Origin of the sequence: Faecalibacterium sp. i21-0019-B1, assembly GCF_042852915.1 — a bacterium.
GTDB classification, from domain to species: Bacteria; Bacillota; Clostridia; order Oscillospirales; family Ruminococcaceae; genus Faecalibacterium; species Faecalibacterium taiwanense.
On the sequence record NZ_AP031425.1, the window covers coordinates 2,004,214 to 2,019,212 of the forward strand.

12 protein-coding genes are annotated in these 14,999 nt (G+C 58.5%); 2 read left to right on the forward strand and 10 right to left on the reverse strand.

Annotated elements, in window-relative coordinates; translation table 11 throughout:
* The first annotated feature begins 44 nt into the window (after positions 1-44).
* Positions 45-947 carry a LysR family transcriptional regulator gene (locus ACGHP1_RS10020; protein WP_332376461.1) on the forward strand — a complete coding sequence of 301 codons (903 nt, stop codon included), beginning with the start codon at positions 45-47 and terminating at the stop codon, positions 945-947.
* A 204-nt stretch (positions 948-1,151) separates the two neighbouring features.
* On the opposite strand, the gene ACGHP1_RS10025 is transcribed toward ACGHP1_RS10020, so the two are convergent.
* The 6 genes from ACGHP1_RS10025 to ACGHP1_RS10050 form a co-directional block, all read right to left on the reverse strand.
* Positions 1,152-1,628, reverse strand: coding sequence for a pyridoxamine 5'-phosphate oxidase family protein (locus tag ACGHP1_RS10025; RefSeq protein WP_044954198.1), 477 nt, complete (start codon positions 1,626-1,628; stop codon positions 1,152-1,154).
* A gap of 39 nt (positions 1,629-1,667) precedes the next feature.
* Positions 1,668-2,081 (reverse strand): SseB family protein, encoded by a 414-nt coding sequence (locus ACGHP1_RS10030; protein ID WP_349935264.1) that lies wholly within the window; start codon positions 2,079-2,081, stop codon positions 1,668-1,670.
* Between the two features lie 52 nt (positions 2,082-2,133).
* On the reverse strand, positions 2,134-3,066 hold the full coding sequence (locus tag ACGHP1_RS10035) for an AEC family transporter (RefSeq protein ID WP_291015236.1): 933 nt from the start codon (positions 3,064-3,066) through the stop codon (positions 2,134-2,136).
* A gap of 82 nt (positions 3,067-3,148) precedes the next feature.
* Positions 3,149-3,985, reverse strand: coding sequence for a PRD domain-containing protein (locus ACGHP1_RS10040; RefSeq protein WP_005945634.1), 837 nt, complete (start codon positions 3,983-3,985; stop codon positions 3,149-3,151).
* Between the two features lie 39 nt (positions 3,986-4,024).
* Positions 4,025-5,479, reverse strand: coding sequence for a glycoside hydrolase family 1 protein (locus tag ACGHP1_RS10045; protein WP_120080156.1), 1,455 nt, complete (start codon positions 5,477-5,479; stop codon positions 4,025-4,027).
* On the reverse strand, positions 5,476-7,350 hold the full coding sequence (locus ACGHP1_RS10050) for a beta-glucoside-specific PTS transporter subunit IIABC (RefSeq protein ID WP_223389421.1): 1,875 nt from the start codon (positions 7,348-7,350) through the stop codon (positions 5,476-5,478). Before ACGHP1_RS10050 ends, ACGHP1_RS10045 begins: the two co-directional genes overlap by 4 nt.
* A gap of 444 nt (positions 7,351-7,794) precedes the next feature.
* On the opposite strand from ACGHP1_RS10050, the gene yiaK reads away from it, so the two are divergent.
* A complete protein-coding gene (gene yiaK / locus ACGHP1_RS10055; protein ID WP_097777548.1) occupies positions 7,795-8,796 on the forward strand; it encodes a 3-dehydro-L-gulonate 2-dehydrogenase in 1,002 nt (333 codons plus the stop codon).
* A 54-nt stretch (positions 8,797-8,850) separates the two neighbouring features.
* Here the strand turns inward: yiaK and ACGHP1_RS10060 are convergent, their stop codons facing one another.
* The 4 genes from ACGHP1_RS10060 to tpiA form a co-directional block, all read right to left on the reverse strand.
* Positions 8,851-9,750, reverse strand: a complete 900-nt coding sequence (locus ACGHP1_RS10060; protein WP_097781657.1) for an NAD(P)H-hydrate dehydratase — start codon at positions 9,748-9,750, stop codon at positions 8,851-8,853.
* Position 9,751: 1 nt separating this feature from the next.
* Positions 9,752-12,352 (reverse strand): NYN domain-containing protein, encoded by a 2,601-nt coding sequence (locus ACGHP1_RS10065; protein ID WP_390509273.1) that lies wholly within the window; start codon positions 12,350-12,352, stop codon positions 9,752-9,754.
* 230 nt (positions 12,353-12,582) lie between these two features.
* Complete coding sequence (gene gpmI, locus ACGHP1_RS10070; protein WP_390509275.1) at positions 12,583-14,109, reverse strand: 2,3-bisphosphoglycerate-independent phosphoglycerate mutase; 1,527 nt, start codon at positions 14,107-14,109, stop codon at positions 12,583-12,585.
* A gap of 97 nt (positions 14,110-14,206) precedes the next feature.
* Positions 14,207-14,977, reverse strand: a complete 771-nt coding sequence (gene tpiA / locus ACGHP1_RS10075) for a triose-phosphate isomerase (RefSeq protein ID WP_390509277.1) — start codon at positions 14,975-14,977, stop codon at positions 14,207-14,209.
* Between the last annotated feature and the right edge of the window lie 22 nt (positions 14,978-14,999).

The following is a 14,999-nucleotide window of genomic DNA, read 5'->3' on the forward strand; positions in this document are numbered from 1 at the left end:
ACATGATCACGATACAAAATTGACATGAAAGAGGGCACGCCGCTATGTATGTGGACTGGGAATATTACAAAATCTTTTATTATGTCGCGAAATATCAGAATTTCACCAAAGCCGCGCGGGTGCTGGGCAACAACCAACCCAACATCACCCACTCGATGAACCGGCTGGAAAGCCAGCTGAATTGCGTGCTGTTCATCCGCTCCAACCGCGGCGTTACCCTTACCCCGGAGGGTGAACTGCTTTACTCCCGCATTGCATCTGCGGCGGTTCAGATTCAGGATGCAGAAGAAGAGCTGAGCGCCAGCGCCACGCTGGAACACGGTGCGATCAGCATCAGCGCTACCGAAACTGCGCTGAACATCTACCTTGCAGAAAAGCTGCGCGCCTTCCACACGGACTATCCCGGCATCCGCCTGCGCATCTCCAACCACTCCACGCCGCAGGCTTTGCAGGCCGTGAAAAACGGCGAGGTGGATTTTGCCATCATCACCACCCCTGCCGAGGTGGAAAGCGGCCTGAAAATGGTGGAGCTGAAGCCCTTTTATGAGGTGCTTGTGGGCGGCAGGACCTTTACTGCCCTTGCCAGCCAGAACCTTTCGCTGAAGGAGCTGAACAATTATCCGCTGATCTCCCTGAGCGACGAAAGCATGACCCGCGCCTTTTACCGGCAGTTCTTTCTGGATCACGGTGCGGTGCTGAAGCCGGATACCGAGGCTGCCACCACCGACCAGATGCTGACCCTTGTCAAAAGTGAGCTGGGCATTGCGTTCCTGCCCCAGCCCATGGCACAGGATGCACTGGCCCGCGGTGAGATCGTGCAGCTGCATCTGCAGGAGATCATCCCTCAGCGCTCCATCTGCCTTGTGTACGACCATCACCGCCCGCTGAACACGGCAGCCCGCAAGTTCCAGCAGATGCTGACCAAAGCGGCCCCCAAGCGCCCGTAACACAGATAACCGCCGGGCCTTTCCCTGCAAACTGATCTATACGGGACTGTTGCAAAATAGCTCTCTGAAAAAACAATGCACAAAACCCGGAACCTTTTCACAGCCAAATCGGCTTAAAAAAGGCTCCGGGTTTTTGATTTTGTGCTATTTCTTTGTGCAAGTTGCTATCGCATTTTTATTTTGCAACAGTCCCCTGTTTTATTTTTACTTTTCCTGGATCTGTTTGCCGGTGAGGTGTTCAATGGTGATCTCGTAAAGCTGCACGGCCTTGATGTCCAGCGCAATTTCCTTTTCCACCTCTTCCTTGCCGGGGTAATACTTCATGCCAAGCTCCCGCACGCGGGCCTCGGTAGCAGCGGCATCGTCGATCAGATGGCAGCGGCCAAACACCACGGTGCTCTGCACATAAGGTGCCCAGTCGCCCGGCTCAAAGTGTTCGTTGCCGTAAACGGTAAAGCATACCTTATCATTCTGTTTCAGCGCGTCCACCTTCTGGCCGGACTTTGCACCGTGGAAGTAGATTTTGTCGTGCTCCTGATCGTAGTAATAATTTACCGGGATCGCAAAGGGATAGCCGTTGTCGCCGTTCACTGCCAGCACGCCCCGCCGGGACTGCTGCAGCAGGTGCTTTGCAGCTTCTTCCGGGATGGCGCGGCTGGCTCTTCTCATGGGTCTGAACATTTTTGTTTCCTCCATGTATCGCAGGTTTGCGGTGCGCACTCATGCACCCTTGATAATGCGGATGAGGGTCTTATCCAGCTGGATGGTGCGGTTCCACGGGTTCAGGATGATGCCGCTGATCTCCGGCACGGCAAGCGCTGCATCAAACAGCTTGTCCATATCCACAAGAAAGGTGGACTGCACCGGCTCGGCTCCCTTCATTTCCTCGTCAAAGCTGGTGAATGCATACCACCAGCTTGCGTCATCGGCCGTCCGGATGGCCCGCAGCTGCATCTGTTCACTGCCCAAATTGGGCTCCACCGCCACGACAAGCTGGCCGTGCTCCTTTATGCGCCGCCGGATCACGGTAAGGGTGTGGGCCAGCTGTTCCTGTGTGGGCTCCTGCTGCAGGGCGGCTACCGCCTGCTCGATCTTTTCGTTGCCGTTCAGGCCCTTGTCTCTGGGTTGATTCATTGAGGTTGGTTCCTTTCTATTGTATTTTGGCAGAGGGAATAAGCGCAGCTCATCACAGCAGCAGATCGAACAGGCCGATCATTACCGGCATAGACACAATGGAAAGCAGAGTGGTCAGCACATACAGCGCGCTGGAATGCGCCGCATCGCGGTCATAGAGCTGAGCCATGGAGGTAACAGTAGCACAGGCAGGGGTGATGGCGGCAAGGTAGACCGTCATCAGGATGTTCTTGCCGTCGGCCACCCAGCTGGATGCATGGCAGACCCACAGCAGCACCAGAACCACCAGCGGGCATACCACCAGACGCAGCACTGTGGGCAGATAGTTGCGGCGGGTGCAGAACACCTCCCGCAGCGGCTTTTCTGCAATGGCCATACCGGCCAGCAGCATGCCCATCGGTCCCATCATGTTGCCCACTGTGCTCATGGTATTCTGCAGCGGTGCAGGCAGCACCACACGGAACCAGTACAGCAATGCACCGGCTACAATGGCGATCATGTTGATATTGGTGAGCACCTTTTTCCAGTCCAGCGCACTGCTGCCCTGCAAAAGGGAACTGGCGTGGGTCCACAGCAGCACCAGCTGCACAATGATGAATGCGCAGGAGTAAATGACATACGCATCGCCCATCAGAGCCTTGACCAACGGGATCACCAGTGCAGCGGCGTTGCTGTAGATCACATTCACCTGTTCCACGGCATCCAGCTTGAGCGGGCGGCTCAACAGGGCGCTGAGCACCAGCAGCACTACATGGATAGCCGCAGCAATCGCCATGGAGTACAAAAGGCCCTTGCGGATCTCCGGCGTATCGTCGATCTGGAATGCGTTGATGATCACGCAGGGCGTGACCAGATACACCATGACCACCGAGAGCACCCGGCTGTCGCTGGCCTTCAGCAGCCCTACCTTGACCACAGCATAGCCCATGATCAGAATGAGGAACAGCTGTGCGATCTGCTGCATCAATAACAGACTTATCTCCATTGTTTTTTCCTTTCCCCTTCCCTTTTTCAAAACCCAAAGGGAGAGCCGCCTTCCGCAAGGCAGCTCTCCCCTTTTTCTGATTTTATTTGCCGCTCGTCAGCCGCGCCACATGCAGCGCCAGATAGGCGGTTTCCTCGTTGGGCAAAAACACGCCGTACTTGCGCAGCACAAAGGTGCGTATTTTTTCCGCGCAGGTCACCGCTGCCGGATAATTCTGCTGCATCTGCTGGAACAAAAAGTCGTCTTCGCTGTCCATCAGCTTGCCGGAGAAGAACCGCTCGGCAAAATACTGCAGGTGGCTCACGAACCGCGCATAGTGGATGCTCTCGGTGCTCACCGGGCAGTGCATACTGTAGGTGACAATGTTGGACAGCTCACCGATCAGCTGCGCTGCCCGCATGGCATCGTAGCCGGCCTGCGGGTCCTGCCGGGCGTTGACGATATGGAAGGCGATGTTGCCTGCCTCTTCGTCCGGCAGCTCGATGCCAAGCTTTGCCTTTACCTTCTGCAGGCCGCGCTGGCCCACCGCGTACTCCTTGGGATAAAAATGCTTGATTTCCCAGAAGATGCGGTTGGTCACCACAAGACCCTTTTGCTGGCGCTCCACTGCAAAATGCAGGTGGTCGGTCAGCAGCAGATAGATGTGCGCCGAAAGCTTGACTCCCAGCGACTGCTCTGCGTCGTCCACAATGTCCTGCGTCAGTTCCAGATAGGATGCCGGAATGCTGGAAAACAGCTCCAGCATAGGCTGTGCGTCCGGGTTGGACAATGGAAGGAACACGCGGTCTGAGGGCTGCCGTTCAATGGGCTCGCCCGCCTTGCGGCCATAGCCGATGCCCTTGCCCAGCAGGATGGATTCCTCGCCGCTGTCATCCTGCACCAGCACAACGCTGCTGTTCAGCACCTTCTGAATGTGCATCGGTCCCTCCTCCTTCCGTTGAACCCTTAAGACTGCCGCTTAGTCCAGATCTTCGCCGTTGGAAGCAATGACCTTCTTGTACCAGTAGAAGCTGTCCTTACGGCTGCGGGCCAGAGTACCGTTGCCCAGATCATCCTGATCCACATAGATAAAGCCATAGCGCTTGGACATCTGGTTGGTGGATGCAGAGATCAGGTCGATGGGTGCCCATGTGGTGTAGCCCCACATCTCAACACCCTCATCGATGGCCTTGCCCATTTCGCTGATGTGCTGGCGGAAGTACTCTACACGGTAGGGGTCGTGGATGGAGCCGTCGGCCTCCACCACATCCTTGGCACCCATGCCGTTCTCCACCACCATCAGCGGCTTGCGGTAACGGTCGTACAGCTCGATCAGGCTGTAGCGCAGGCCCTTGGGGTCGATCTGCCAGCCCCAGTCGGTGGAGGGCAGATACGGGTTCTTGACACCCAGCACGGTGTTGCCGGGGGTACGCTCTGCGTTCGGGTCCACAGACTCGGTCATGGTCATATAGTAGCTGCAGGAAACAAAGTCCACACAGCCTGCCTTCAGGGTGGCGGCATCCTCGGGCAGCATTTCCACATGGATGCCCTTGCGCTCGAACATCTTGAGGATCAGGCGGGGGTACTCGCCCCAGACATGCACATCGGCATAGAACAGATTTTCCAGATTCTTTGCCTGAGTAGCCAGTTCATCATCGGGTGCGCAGGTGCGGGCATAGGTGGTGAGCTTGGTCAGCATGCAGCCCACCTTGCTGCCGGGGATGATCTCGTGGCAGTCCTTTACTACCATAGCGCTGGCCACCAGCTGGTGGTGCAGGGCCTGATAGCAGGTCTCCAGCATCTTATCCTCGGGCACGCGGCTGGGGATGATGCCGGCGGTGGTGAACGGGTGACGGATCACGCTGTCCACCTCGTTGAAGGTGAGCCAGTACTTGACCTGATCCTTGTAGCGCTCAAAGCACGCATGGCAGAACTTTGCAAAGCAGTCGATTACGCGGCGATCCACCCAGCCATTGTACTTGGTGGCCAGTGCCAGCGGCATTTCGTAGTGGCTCAGCGTGACCAGCGGCTCGATGCCGTTCTTGTGCATCTCAGCGAACAGGTCGCTGTAGAACTGCAGGCCCTTTTCGTTCGGCTCTGCTTCCTCGCCGGTGGGGAAGATGCGGGTCCATGCAATGGAAACGCGCAGCATGGTAAAGCCCATCTCGGCAAACAGCTTCAGGTCTTCTTTGTAATGATGGTAGAAGTCGATGCCGCGGCGCTTGGGATAATAGGTATCATCCGGGTCGGCCATGGCGGCAGCAATGTGTGCGTCGTCCATGGCAACATGGGACTTGTAATCCTTCACGTCGGTGTTGGGCTTGTAGGTGGCAACATCGGCCACGCTGGGGCCTTTGCCATCCACGTTCCATGCGCCCTCTACCTGGTTCGCGGCAACAGCGCCGCCCCAGAAAAAGCCTTTGGGGAAACTCATTTATTTGCCTCCAGTTTCAGCAGTGCGGCACCGGGCACCACAGCGCCCTCGGCCACAGTCTTGATGGTGAACTCATCGGCGTTGGTCACGACGATGGGGGTAGTTACATCATAACCGTCTGCTTTGATTCCGTCAAGGTCAAACTTCATCAGCAGCTGGCCCTTCTTGACAGTCTCGCCGTCCTTGACCTGCGGATCAAAGCCCTTGCCGTCGCGCTTGACGGTATCCATGCCGATGTGCATGAGCAGTTCAGCACCGGCATTGGTCTTCATGGAGATGGCGTGCTTGGTGCCGAACACGGACTCGATCACGCCGTCAGCGGGAGCGTACAGCTCACCCTTCTCGGGCACCACGGCAATGCCGTCGCCCAGGATCTTCTGGGAGAAAACTTCATCCTTGACCTCTTCCAGAGCAATGGCCTTGCCCTGCAGGGGGCTGCTGATGGTGGAATCCGCAGCTGCTGCGTCTGCAGCAGTCTCGGGAGCGGGTGCAGCGGTCTCATCCTCTGCGGGGGTCTCGTCCTTATACAGGAAGAAGGACAGTGCGAAGGAAGCCACAACAGAGATCACCAGACCAACTGCAGCCCACAGGATGTTCTTGCCGTTATCCGGGTCAACGAACATGGCCATGCCAGCCAGACCGGGGCCCATGGCAACGAATGCCTTGACCTTCATCAGGCCAACGAACAGACCGCCGATGAAGCTGGAGGCCACAACGGACATCATGACCTTCTTGTGCTGCAGGGTAACACCGTACAGAGCAGGCTCGGTGATGCCGAACAGGCCGGAGATGCCAGCGGAAATTGCGGTAGCGCGCAGGTTCTCGTCCTTGGTCTTCAGTGCAACGCCGAGGCAGGCACCGCCCTCAGAGATGTTGTGTGCCAGAGAAGCAGGCATGTACAGCATTTCAAAGCCGGGGTCAGAAATAGAAGCAACTGCGTAGGGGACCAGAGCCTTATGCATGCCCATGGAGATCATGAAGGGCAGCACGGCAGCCAGCAGAGCAACGGCCAGCCAGCCCAGCGTGTTGTACAGAGCCAGGATCACGGTGGTCAGCAGAGCACCGATGTTGTAGCCCAGAGGTCCGAGGACGACCAGTGCCACAGGGAAGCCAATGCCGAAGCACAGCATGGGCACAAAGAACACGCGGATGGCCTTGGGGCACCACTTGTTGGCCCACTTTTCAATAAAGGACATGAAAATGACGGTCAGGATGGCCGGGAACACCTGGCCGCCGTAAGCGATGTTCTGCAGCTTGATGCCGAGGAAGTAAGCACCGCCCTCGGTAGCCAGCAGAGCGGAAACGCTGGGGTGGATCATGGCAGCAGCCAGAGCCACAGACACCAGCTTGTTGCAGTTGAACTTGGTTGCAGTGGTGAAGGCGACCATGACGGGCAGGTAGTACAGAGCTGCATCTGCCACGCCGACGAACACCTTATAGGCGATATCTCCGCTGCTCATCAGGCCCAGAGTGCTCAGCAGCACCATCAGAGCCTTCAGAACGCCTGCACCTGCAATGGCGGGGACCAGCGGCTGGAAGATGCCGACCATGTAGTCCAGAATAATGCCGCCGATCTCTTTTTTGCCCTTGGGGGCAGCGGGAGCTGCAGCCTGACCTGCGTTGAAGGTGCCCAGCTTGAGCAGCTCATCGTACACTTCGATGACATCGTTGCCGATGACCACCTGACACTGCGGGCCGCTGGAAATAACACCCATAACACCGGCAGTCTTTTTCAGGGCTGCAGCATCCGCCTTGGAGGTGTCTGCCAGAGTGAAGCGCAGGCGGGTGGAGCAGTGCTCGACCTGCACAACGTTCTTCTCGCCGCCAACCAGACGCAGCACGTCGGAGGCAGTCTGCTTGTAGTTCTTCATTTTGTTCTCCTTTATCTTGTGTGTGGTGGCATTTCCCTGCCGCCCGGCCGAAGCGGACAAAAGAAAAAAGACCCAACAGAATGACCCCGTGTACAATTTCTCCCGGAATCATAGTATCTGGCTACAATTCACCCAAAAGAAAAGGTATTCGTCATTCCATCAGATCCTGCCTGCATTACCAGTAACATGTCCAACTGGATATTGTGGTATTAGTATATCAATCATCTTTTCGTTTTTCAATATGACTTTTTCACAAAATAAATCTTAAAAAATTATGAAGTTCGCACATTCATTTGTTTTTTCACATAGCTGTCGGTGTGTGCTCGTATACTCCTTTCACCGCCTGCACTGATGCCGGCCGCACATCTTGCGCACCGCGCCGCCGCTTGTTATAATAAGTGTAACGATCTGTTTATTACTTTTTACATACAGGAGGTACAATCCATGCGCATTGCTTACGAGACGATGCTGGCCGAATTTGAGCGGGTCCTGACCAAATACGGTTTCAGCCCAAAGCGTGCCCATGAAGCGGCCGAGATCTTTGCCCAGAACAGTCTGGCTGGCGTGTTCAGCCACGGGCTGAACCGCTTTCCCCGCGTGGTGGAATACCTGCGCAAGGGCGAGATTGATCCCGCCGCTGAGGCCGAGTGCATTGCCAGCTTTGGTGCCATGGAGCGCTGGGACGGCAAGCGCGGCTTTGGCCCTCTGAACGCCAAGCACGCCATGGACCGTGCCGTAGAGCTGGCACATCAGTTCGGTATTGGCATGGTGGCGCTGGGCAACAACAACCACTGGATGCGCGGCGGCACCTACGGCTGGCAGGCCGCAGACGCGGGCTGCATCGGCATCTGCTGGTCCAACACCTGCCCCAACATGCCTGCATGGGGCGCAAAGGACAACCACATCGGCAACAACCCGCTCATTCTGGCCGTGCCGCGCTCGAACGGGGAGCACATCATGGTGGATTGTGCCCTGAGCCAGTTCAGCTACGGCAAGCTGGAAACGATGCGTCTGGCCGGCAAACAGCTGCCTGTGGTAGGCGGCTACGATGCAGACGGCAGCCTGACCACCGACCCCGCTGCCATTGAAGAGACCCGCCGCATGATCCCCATTGGCTACTGGAAGGGCAGCGGTCTTTCCATCCTGCTGGATATGATCGGTACTATCCTGACGGGCGCAAACTCGGTGGCAACGATCGGCACCTTTGGCGATGAAGTGGGCCTGACCCAGATCATGATCGCCATTGATCCGGCAAAGTTCCAGTCCGCCGACCTCACCGATGCCGTCATTGATGCCATTGCCGCCGATGTGGCATCCAGTGAGCCTGCAGAGCCGGGCCGTGAGGTGCGCTGCCCCGGCATGGGCGAGCACCGCAGCCGCAAGGAGAACATGGAGCTTGGCATCCCGGTAGCCGAGGAAAAGTGGGCCGAAGTGCTGGCGATGTGATGCAATGTTAAAAGGGGTGTCTCTTCGGCAGACAGAGAGACACCCCTTTTCTTTTTATCTGTGGTTTTCCGCAAATATCCGGCCCAGCTGGGACAAGATATCATGCGGCAGCATTCCGTACTCGCCAAGCGCAGCAGCGGCACGGTCGGCAGCGGCACCGTGCAGATACACCGCGCAGGCCGCAGCTTCGTATGCAGGCAGGCCGCAAGCCAGCAGGGCCGCCGTCATACCGGCCAGTACATCTCCGCTGCCGCCCCGGGCAAGACCGGGGTTTCCGGTAGAGTTTGTGCACACGCGGCCATCTGGTGCAGCCACCACGGTACGGCAGCCCTTGAGTACCACCACAGCGTTCCATTTTTCTGCATACTGGCAGGCAGTATTTTCACGGTCCGCATTGATCTGCGCCACCGAAAGCCCGGTGAGCCGGGCCATCTCGCCGGGGTGCGGGGTCACGATCAGCTCTCCCGCCGGGTGTGGCAGCGTTTTGCCCTCGGCCAGCAGCTGCGCGGCGGCGTTCAGGCCGTCCGCATCCAGCACCGCGCTGCCTGCAAAGCCGGGCAGAAGCTTCTGCACCAGCGTGCGTGTTTCGGCCGCGCGGGCTGCACTCTGGGCCGTACCGCCAAGGCCCGGGCCCAGCAGCAGCACCGTCGCCTTCTGGCGCTGGAGCTGTGGAATGCTCTCCGGTGAGATGCCGCCTTCGGCCCCCACCACGCAGGGACACAGGCAGCATTCCGGCAGGCGGGCCACCGCAGCTGCCAATACCGGCTCCACGCTGGCCAGCGTTACAATGCCCGCACCGGTGCGCAGCGCACCCTCGGCAGCCAGCAGGGCCGCACCTCGGTAATATGCGCTGCCTGCCACAGCCAATACGGTGCCAAAGCTGCCCTTGTGGCTGTCGCGCGGGCGCGGCGGGATGTTGTGCCAGACAAATTCGGATGTGATCTCGGTTGACATTTTATGCTTCCCCCTGCACCAGTTTGCGGATCTGCTTTTCCACATTCTGCACTTCCTCATGGAACATGCGGGCGGAGACACGCAGCGCGCCGTGGCCCAGAATGATGATCTGCTCCATACCGTCGGAAGTAGCCACACGCACCCGCCGCCCCTTGCCGATCTCATGAGTAACGTGCTCGATGAACATATCGGCGGTTTCGGCTTCCTTGGTGTAGACCACATGGATATTGTGGTACTGCTCAATGCTGCCGGGGCTGCCCGGCACACGATAGGCATCGAATACAAGAATAAGATTGCACTTCTGGTAGCCCTGATAGTTGCACAGAATATCCATCAGCTTGTGGCGGGCCGCTTCCAGACTGTCCTTTGCAAGGGCGTTCAGCTCATCCCACGCAAAGATGATATTGTAGCCGTCCACCAGCAGATATTCGGGCAGGATTTCCCACTGCTGGGCATCAAAATCCGGGCGTTCCCGCTTTTGCACCGGGCGGAATGCCGCCAGCGGGTCCCGTTTGATGGGGCCATAGGTGCGCTCGAAGATTTTGAGCAGCTCGGCATCCTCTTCCAGTGTTGCGCGGTAAGCCGCTGTCCGGCGCTGGGGCACGGACTGCGTCTCCTGCTCCGGGCTTTTGCTTTTTCCCCAGCCGCTGTCCACATGCATGTGGCTGCGCACCTGATCCCAAGGCACCACAAAGCCCGCGCCATGGGCACAGAACACCGAATCTGCCGGGTTGTCAAGGTCGTGCTCCGGCTCGTAGCCCACGGCTTCAATGATCTCCGCCGCATTGTGGCAGGGCCGGTAGCCGTCCAGCGTCAGGGTCAGGTGTCCCCGGCCCCGGGTATAGCCCACCACCTCCATGGGGTAGCTGCGCATGGTGGCCACCGGTGCAAAACCGGTGAGCACAGCAGCCTCTTCCCCGCTCTCTGGCGGGTCAAAGCTGCCCTCCATGCGCTGGATATCGGTCATGGCACGGCCAAGGTTCTCCACCGGCACTTCCAGCCGAAAGGCATACCATGGCTCCAGCAGCTGGCTTTTGGCCAGCATCAGACCCTGCCGCACCGCGCGATAGGTGGCCTGCCGAAAATCTCCGCCCTCCGTGTGTTTAAGATGGGCGCGGCCCGCAATGAGGGTGATCTTCACGTCCGTCAGCGGCGCACCGGTCAGCACACCAAGGTGCTGCTTTTCTTCCAGATGGGTCAGCACAAGGCGCTGCCAGTTCTTGTCCAGCACTTCTTCCCGGCAGTCGGCGGCAAACTGCATCCCGCTGCCGCGGGGCAGGGGCTCCAGCTTGACATGCACCTCCGCATAGTGGCGCAGCGGCTCATAGTGGCCCACGCCCTCCATAGGCTCCGTGATGGTCTCCTTGTACAGAATGCCGCCGGGGCCGAACTCCACGTTCAGGCCAAAGCGCTCTGCCAACAAACTGCGCAGCACTTCCAGCTGCACCTCGCCCATGAGCTGCACATGGATTTCGCCCAAAGTCTCGTTCCATACCACATGGAGCTGCGGCTCCTCTTCTTCCAGCCGGTGCAGCTTGCCCAGTGCCGCGTGCACATCAGCCCCCTCCGGCAGCAGCACCTGATAGCTCAGCACCGGTTCCAGAACCGGCACATCGCTGTCGCGTTCCGCGCCAAGGCCCTCGCCTGGGCGCGCCTTGGTCAGGCCGGTGACGGCGCACACCTGCCCCGGGCCGATGGCTTCCGCCAGCGTATACTTTACGCCGGAGTACAGCCGCAGCTGGTTTGCCTTTTCCTCCCACGGCTCACCATCTGCTTCGCCGGAGAGCTGGGCCTTTACCTTCAGTTCGCCGCCAGTCACGCGCAGCCATGTCAGGCGCGTGCCCTGCTCATCCTGCGACACCTTAAACACCTTGGCACCAAAGGCATCCAGCGCGGGAGCCGGACGGGTATAGCGGTCAATCCCGTCCAGCAGAGCGTCCACGCTTTCCAGTGCATCGTTTTCGGTACGCCGCAGCGCCGAACCGAACCAGCACGGGAACACATGCCGGCGTGCAACGGCCGGGATGAGGTCCGCATCGGTCAACTGCCCAGCATCCAGCATCCGGTCCATCAGGTTTTCGTCACACAGGGCCAGTGCTTCGTCCCGGTCGGCCTGCGGCACATCAAAGGCCACAAAGCCCTCGCCTAGACGGTGGTTCAGCTGGGCGAGCAGCTCTTCCCTGCTCTTGCCGGGCAGGTCCATCTTGTTCACGAACACAAAGGTGGGCACATGGTAGCGCCGCAGCAGCCGCCAGAGCGTCTCGGTGTGGCTCTGCACACCGTCGGTGCCGCTTACCACCAGCACAGCATAGTCCAGCACCTGCAGGGTGCGCTCTGTCTCGGTGGAAAAATCCACATGTCCGGGGGTGTCCAGCAATGTGATATCCGTATTGCCCGCCGTCAACAGGGCCTGCTTGGAAAAGATGGTGATGCCGCGCGCTTTTTCAAGCGTGTCGGTATCCAGAAAGGCATCCTTGTGATCCACGCGGCCCAGCTTGCGGATCGCGCCGGAGCGGTAGAGCATGGCTTCCGAAAGGGTGGTCTTGCCGGAGTCCACATGGGCAAGGATGCCCAGAACGATTTGTTTATGCGTTGTTTCCATCCGCTTCTCCTACAATCAAAAATTCATTTTTATTGTAGCACGGATGGGGAAAAAAGAAAAGTTTTTGATTTAGAATGGGGTCGAAGCCCAAAAACGCAATTTATCTTATCGGCTTTTCGCGTGAAAAAACAGCTCTGGAAAATCCGCAGATTTTCCAGAGCTGTAAATATAAGAATAACAATTCCGCTATTCATAGCCAAAGCGAACGCGTCGGCCATTTTAACGGTCAATTACTCCACAATGATGCTCTTGCCGGTCATTTCAGCAGGCACGGGCAGACCGATATACGGCAGCATGGTGGGAGCGATATCTGCCAGGCAGCCGCCCTCGCGCAGCTTCACATCGCCGCAGCCAACAGCCACAAAGGGCACCACGTTGGTGGTGTGTGCGGTGAAGGGGGTGCCGTCCGGGTTCATCATCTTCTCGGCGTTGCCGTGGTCGGCGGTGATGAAGGCGCAACCGCCGGCCTTCAGCACAGCGGACACCACCTGATCCACAGCGGTATCCACAGCCTCAACGGCCTTGACCGCAGCATCGAACACGCCGGTGTGGCCGACCATATCGCAGTTTGCGAAGTTCAGGATCACCACATCGTACTTGCCGCTCTCGATGCGCTTGACGCACTCGGCAGCAACCTCGGGGGCGCTCATCTCGGGCTTCAGGTCATAGGTGGCGACCTTCGGGCTGGGGATCACGCAGCGGTCCTCGCCCTCGTAGGGAGCCTCCACGCCGCCGTTGAAGAAGAAGGTGACATGAGCGTACTTCTCGGTCTCGGCAATGCGCAGCTGAGTCTTGCCATTCTCGGACAGGTACTGGCCCAGAACGTTCTTCAGCTCCACAGGCGGATAGGCGACCTCACAGTTGGGCATGGTGGCATCATATTCGGCCATGCAGACATAGTTCACCTGCTTGCGGCCGCCGCGGCGCTCAAAGCCGGTGAACGCATCGTCGCAGAAGATGCGGGTCATCTGGCGGGCACGGTCGGGGCGGAAGTTCATGAAGATGACGGTGTCGCCATCCTGCACGCGGCCACCCTCACAGGTGACGCAGGGCAGAACGAACTCGTCGGTCTTGTCTGCTGCATAGGATGTCTCGATGGCCTCGGCAGCGTTGGCGGCATGATTGCCCTCGCCGTAGACAAAGGCAGCATATGCCTTCTCTTCACGATCCCAGTTGTTATCGCGATCCATGGCGTAGTAACGGCCGGAGACGCTGGCGATCTTGCCGATGCCCAGCTCGTCCAGCTTGGCCTGCAGGTCGGCCAGGAAGCCCTTGCCGGAGTGCGGGTCGGTATCGCGGCCATCGGTGATGCAGTGCAGGTAAACGTTCTTTGCGCCCAGATGTTTTGCCATTTCCAGCACGCCGAACCAGTGGTCTGCGTGGCTGTGCACACCGCCGGTGCCCACCAGACCCATCAGATGGATGGCCTTGCCGGCATCGATGGCAGCCTTCATGTTCTTAACCAGAACCGGGTTCTGGAGCATCTCGCCGTCCTTGATGGACTTGGTAATGAGGGTGAGCTGCTGGTACACGATGCGGCCAGCGCCCATGTTGGTGTGGCCAACCTCAGAGTTGCCCATCTGGCCCTCGGGCAGACCGACGGCCATGCCGGAAGCGTTGATGGTGGTCATGGGATATTTTGCCATCAGAGCATCGAGGTGGGGTTTCTTTGCAGCGACCACGGCGTTGCCGAAGGTCTCCTCCGGCACCCAGCCGAAGCCATCCATGATGCACAGAAGAACAGGTTTCTTTGCCATAAAATTGAATCTCCTTTGAATTTAACAAATCAGCGCCCGGCACAGCGCTGAAAATGCGGCGCAGCCGGGCGCTGAAACAGCTGATTTAAACCGTCGATCAGCCCTTGGTGGCTGCGTTGACGATCACTGCAAAGTCGGGAGCCTTCAGGGATGCGCCGCCGATCAGGCCGCCGTCCACATCCTTTTTGCTCAGCAGCTCCTCGCAGTTCTTGGCGTTCATGCTGCCGCCGTACTGGACAGTGGTAGCCTCAGCCACAGCCTCACCGTACACCTCGCCGATGACCTTGCGGATCTGGCCGCAGACTTCCTCAGCCTGATCGGCGGTAGCGGTCTTGCCGGTGCCGATGGCCCAGATGGGCTCGTAAGCGATCACGACATTTGCCATCTGCTCAGCGGTCACATCACGCAGAGCGATCTTGGTCTGCATACGCACCAGCTCTTCGGTCACGCCCTCTTCGCGCTGCTGCAGGCTCTCGCCCACGCAGATGATGACCTTCAGACCGGCGCTCAGAGCAGCCAGAGCGCGCTTGTTCACGGTCTGGTCGGTCTCGGCGAAGTACTGGCGGCGCTCAGAGTGGCCCACAATGACGTACTCCACGCCCAGATCTACCAGCATGTCAGCGCTGATCTCGCCGGTGAAAGCGCCGGACTTCTCGAAGTGAACATTCTCAGCACCCACATGGATGTTGGTGCCCTTGGTCTTTTCCACAGCGGTGACCAGATCGGTATACGGGGTGCAGATAACCACCTCGCAGCCTGCGTCCTGCACGGCGGGGACCAGCTCGTCCACCAGAACAGCAGCCTCGGAGGCAGTCTTGTTCATCTTCCAGTTGCCTGCAATGATAGCCTTACGCTTTGCCTTATCCATGATACTCTATCTCCTTTATTTA

Bases quoted from the DNA above. Each gene is read 5' to 3' on its own strand.
- ACGHP1_RS10020 (WP_332376461.1), top strand. From the start codon at position 45: ATGTATGTGGACTGGGAATATTACAAAATCTTTTATTATGTCGCGAAA.
- ACGHP1_RS10025 (WP_044954198.1), bottom strand. From the start codon at position 1,628: ATGTTCAGACCCATGAGAAGAGCCAGCCGCGCCATCCCGGAAGAAGCT.
- ACGHP1_RS10030 (WP_349935264.1), bottom strand. From the start codon at position 2,081: ATGAATCAACCCAGAGACAAGGGCCTGAACGGCAACGAAAAGATCGAG.
- ACGHP1_RS10035 (WP_291015236.1), bottom strand. From the start codon at position 3,066: ATGGAGATAAGTCTGTTATTGATGCAGCAGATCGCACAGCTGTTCCTC.
- ACGHP1_RS10040 (WP_005945634.1), bottom strand. From the start codon at position 3,985: ATGCACATTCAGAAGGTGCTGAACAGCAGCGTTGTGCTGGTGCAGGAT.
- ACGHP1_RS10045 (WP_120080156.1), bottom strand. From the start codon at position 5,479: ATGAGTTTCCCCAAAGGCTTTTTCTGGGGCGGCGCTGTTGCCGCGAAC.
- ACGHP1_RS10050 (WP_223389421.1), bottom strand. From the start codon at position 7,350: ATGAAGAACTACAAGCAGACTGCCTCCGACGTGCTGCGTCTGGTTGGC.
- yiaK (WP_097777548.1), top strand. From the start codon at position 7,795: ATGCGCATTGCTTACGAGACGATGCTGGCCGAATTTGAGCGGGTCCTG.
- ACGHP1_RS10060 (WP_097781657.1), bottom strand. From the start codon at position 9,750: ATGTCAACCGAGATCACATCCGAATTTGTCTGGCACAACATCCCGCCG.
- ACGHP1_RS10065 (WP_390509273.1), bottom strand. From the start codon at position 12,352: ATGGAAACAACGCATAAACAAATCGTTCTGGGCATCCTTGCCCATGTG.
- gpmI (WP_390509275.1), bottom strand. From the start codon at position 14,109: ATGGCAAAGAAACCTGTTCTTCTGTGCATCATGGATGGCTTCGGCTGG.
- tpiA (WP_390509277.1), bottom strand. From the start codon at position 14,977: ATGGATAAGGCAAAGCGTAAGGCTATCATTGCAGGCAACTGGAAGATG.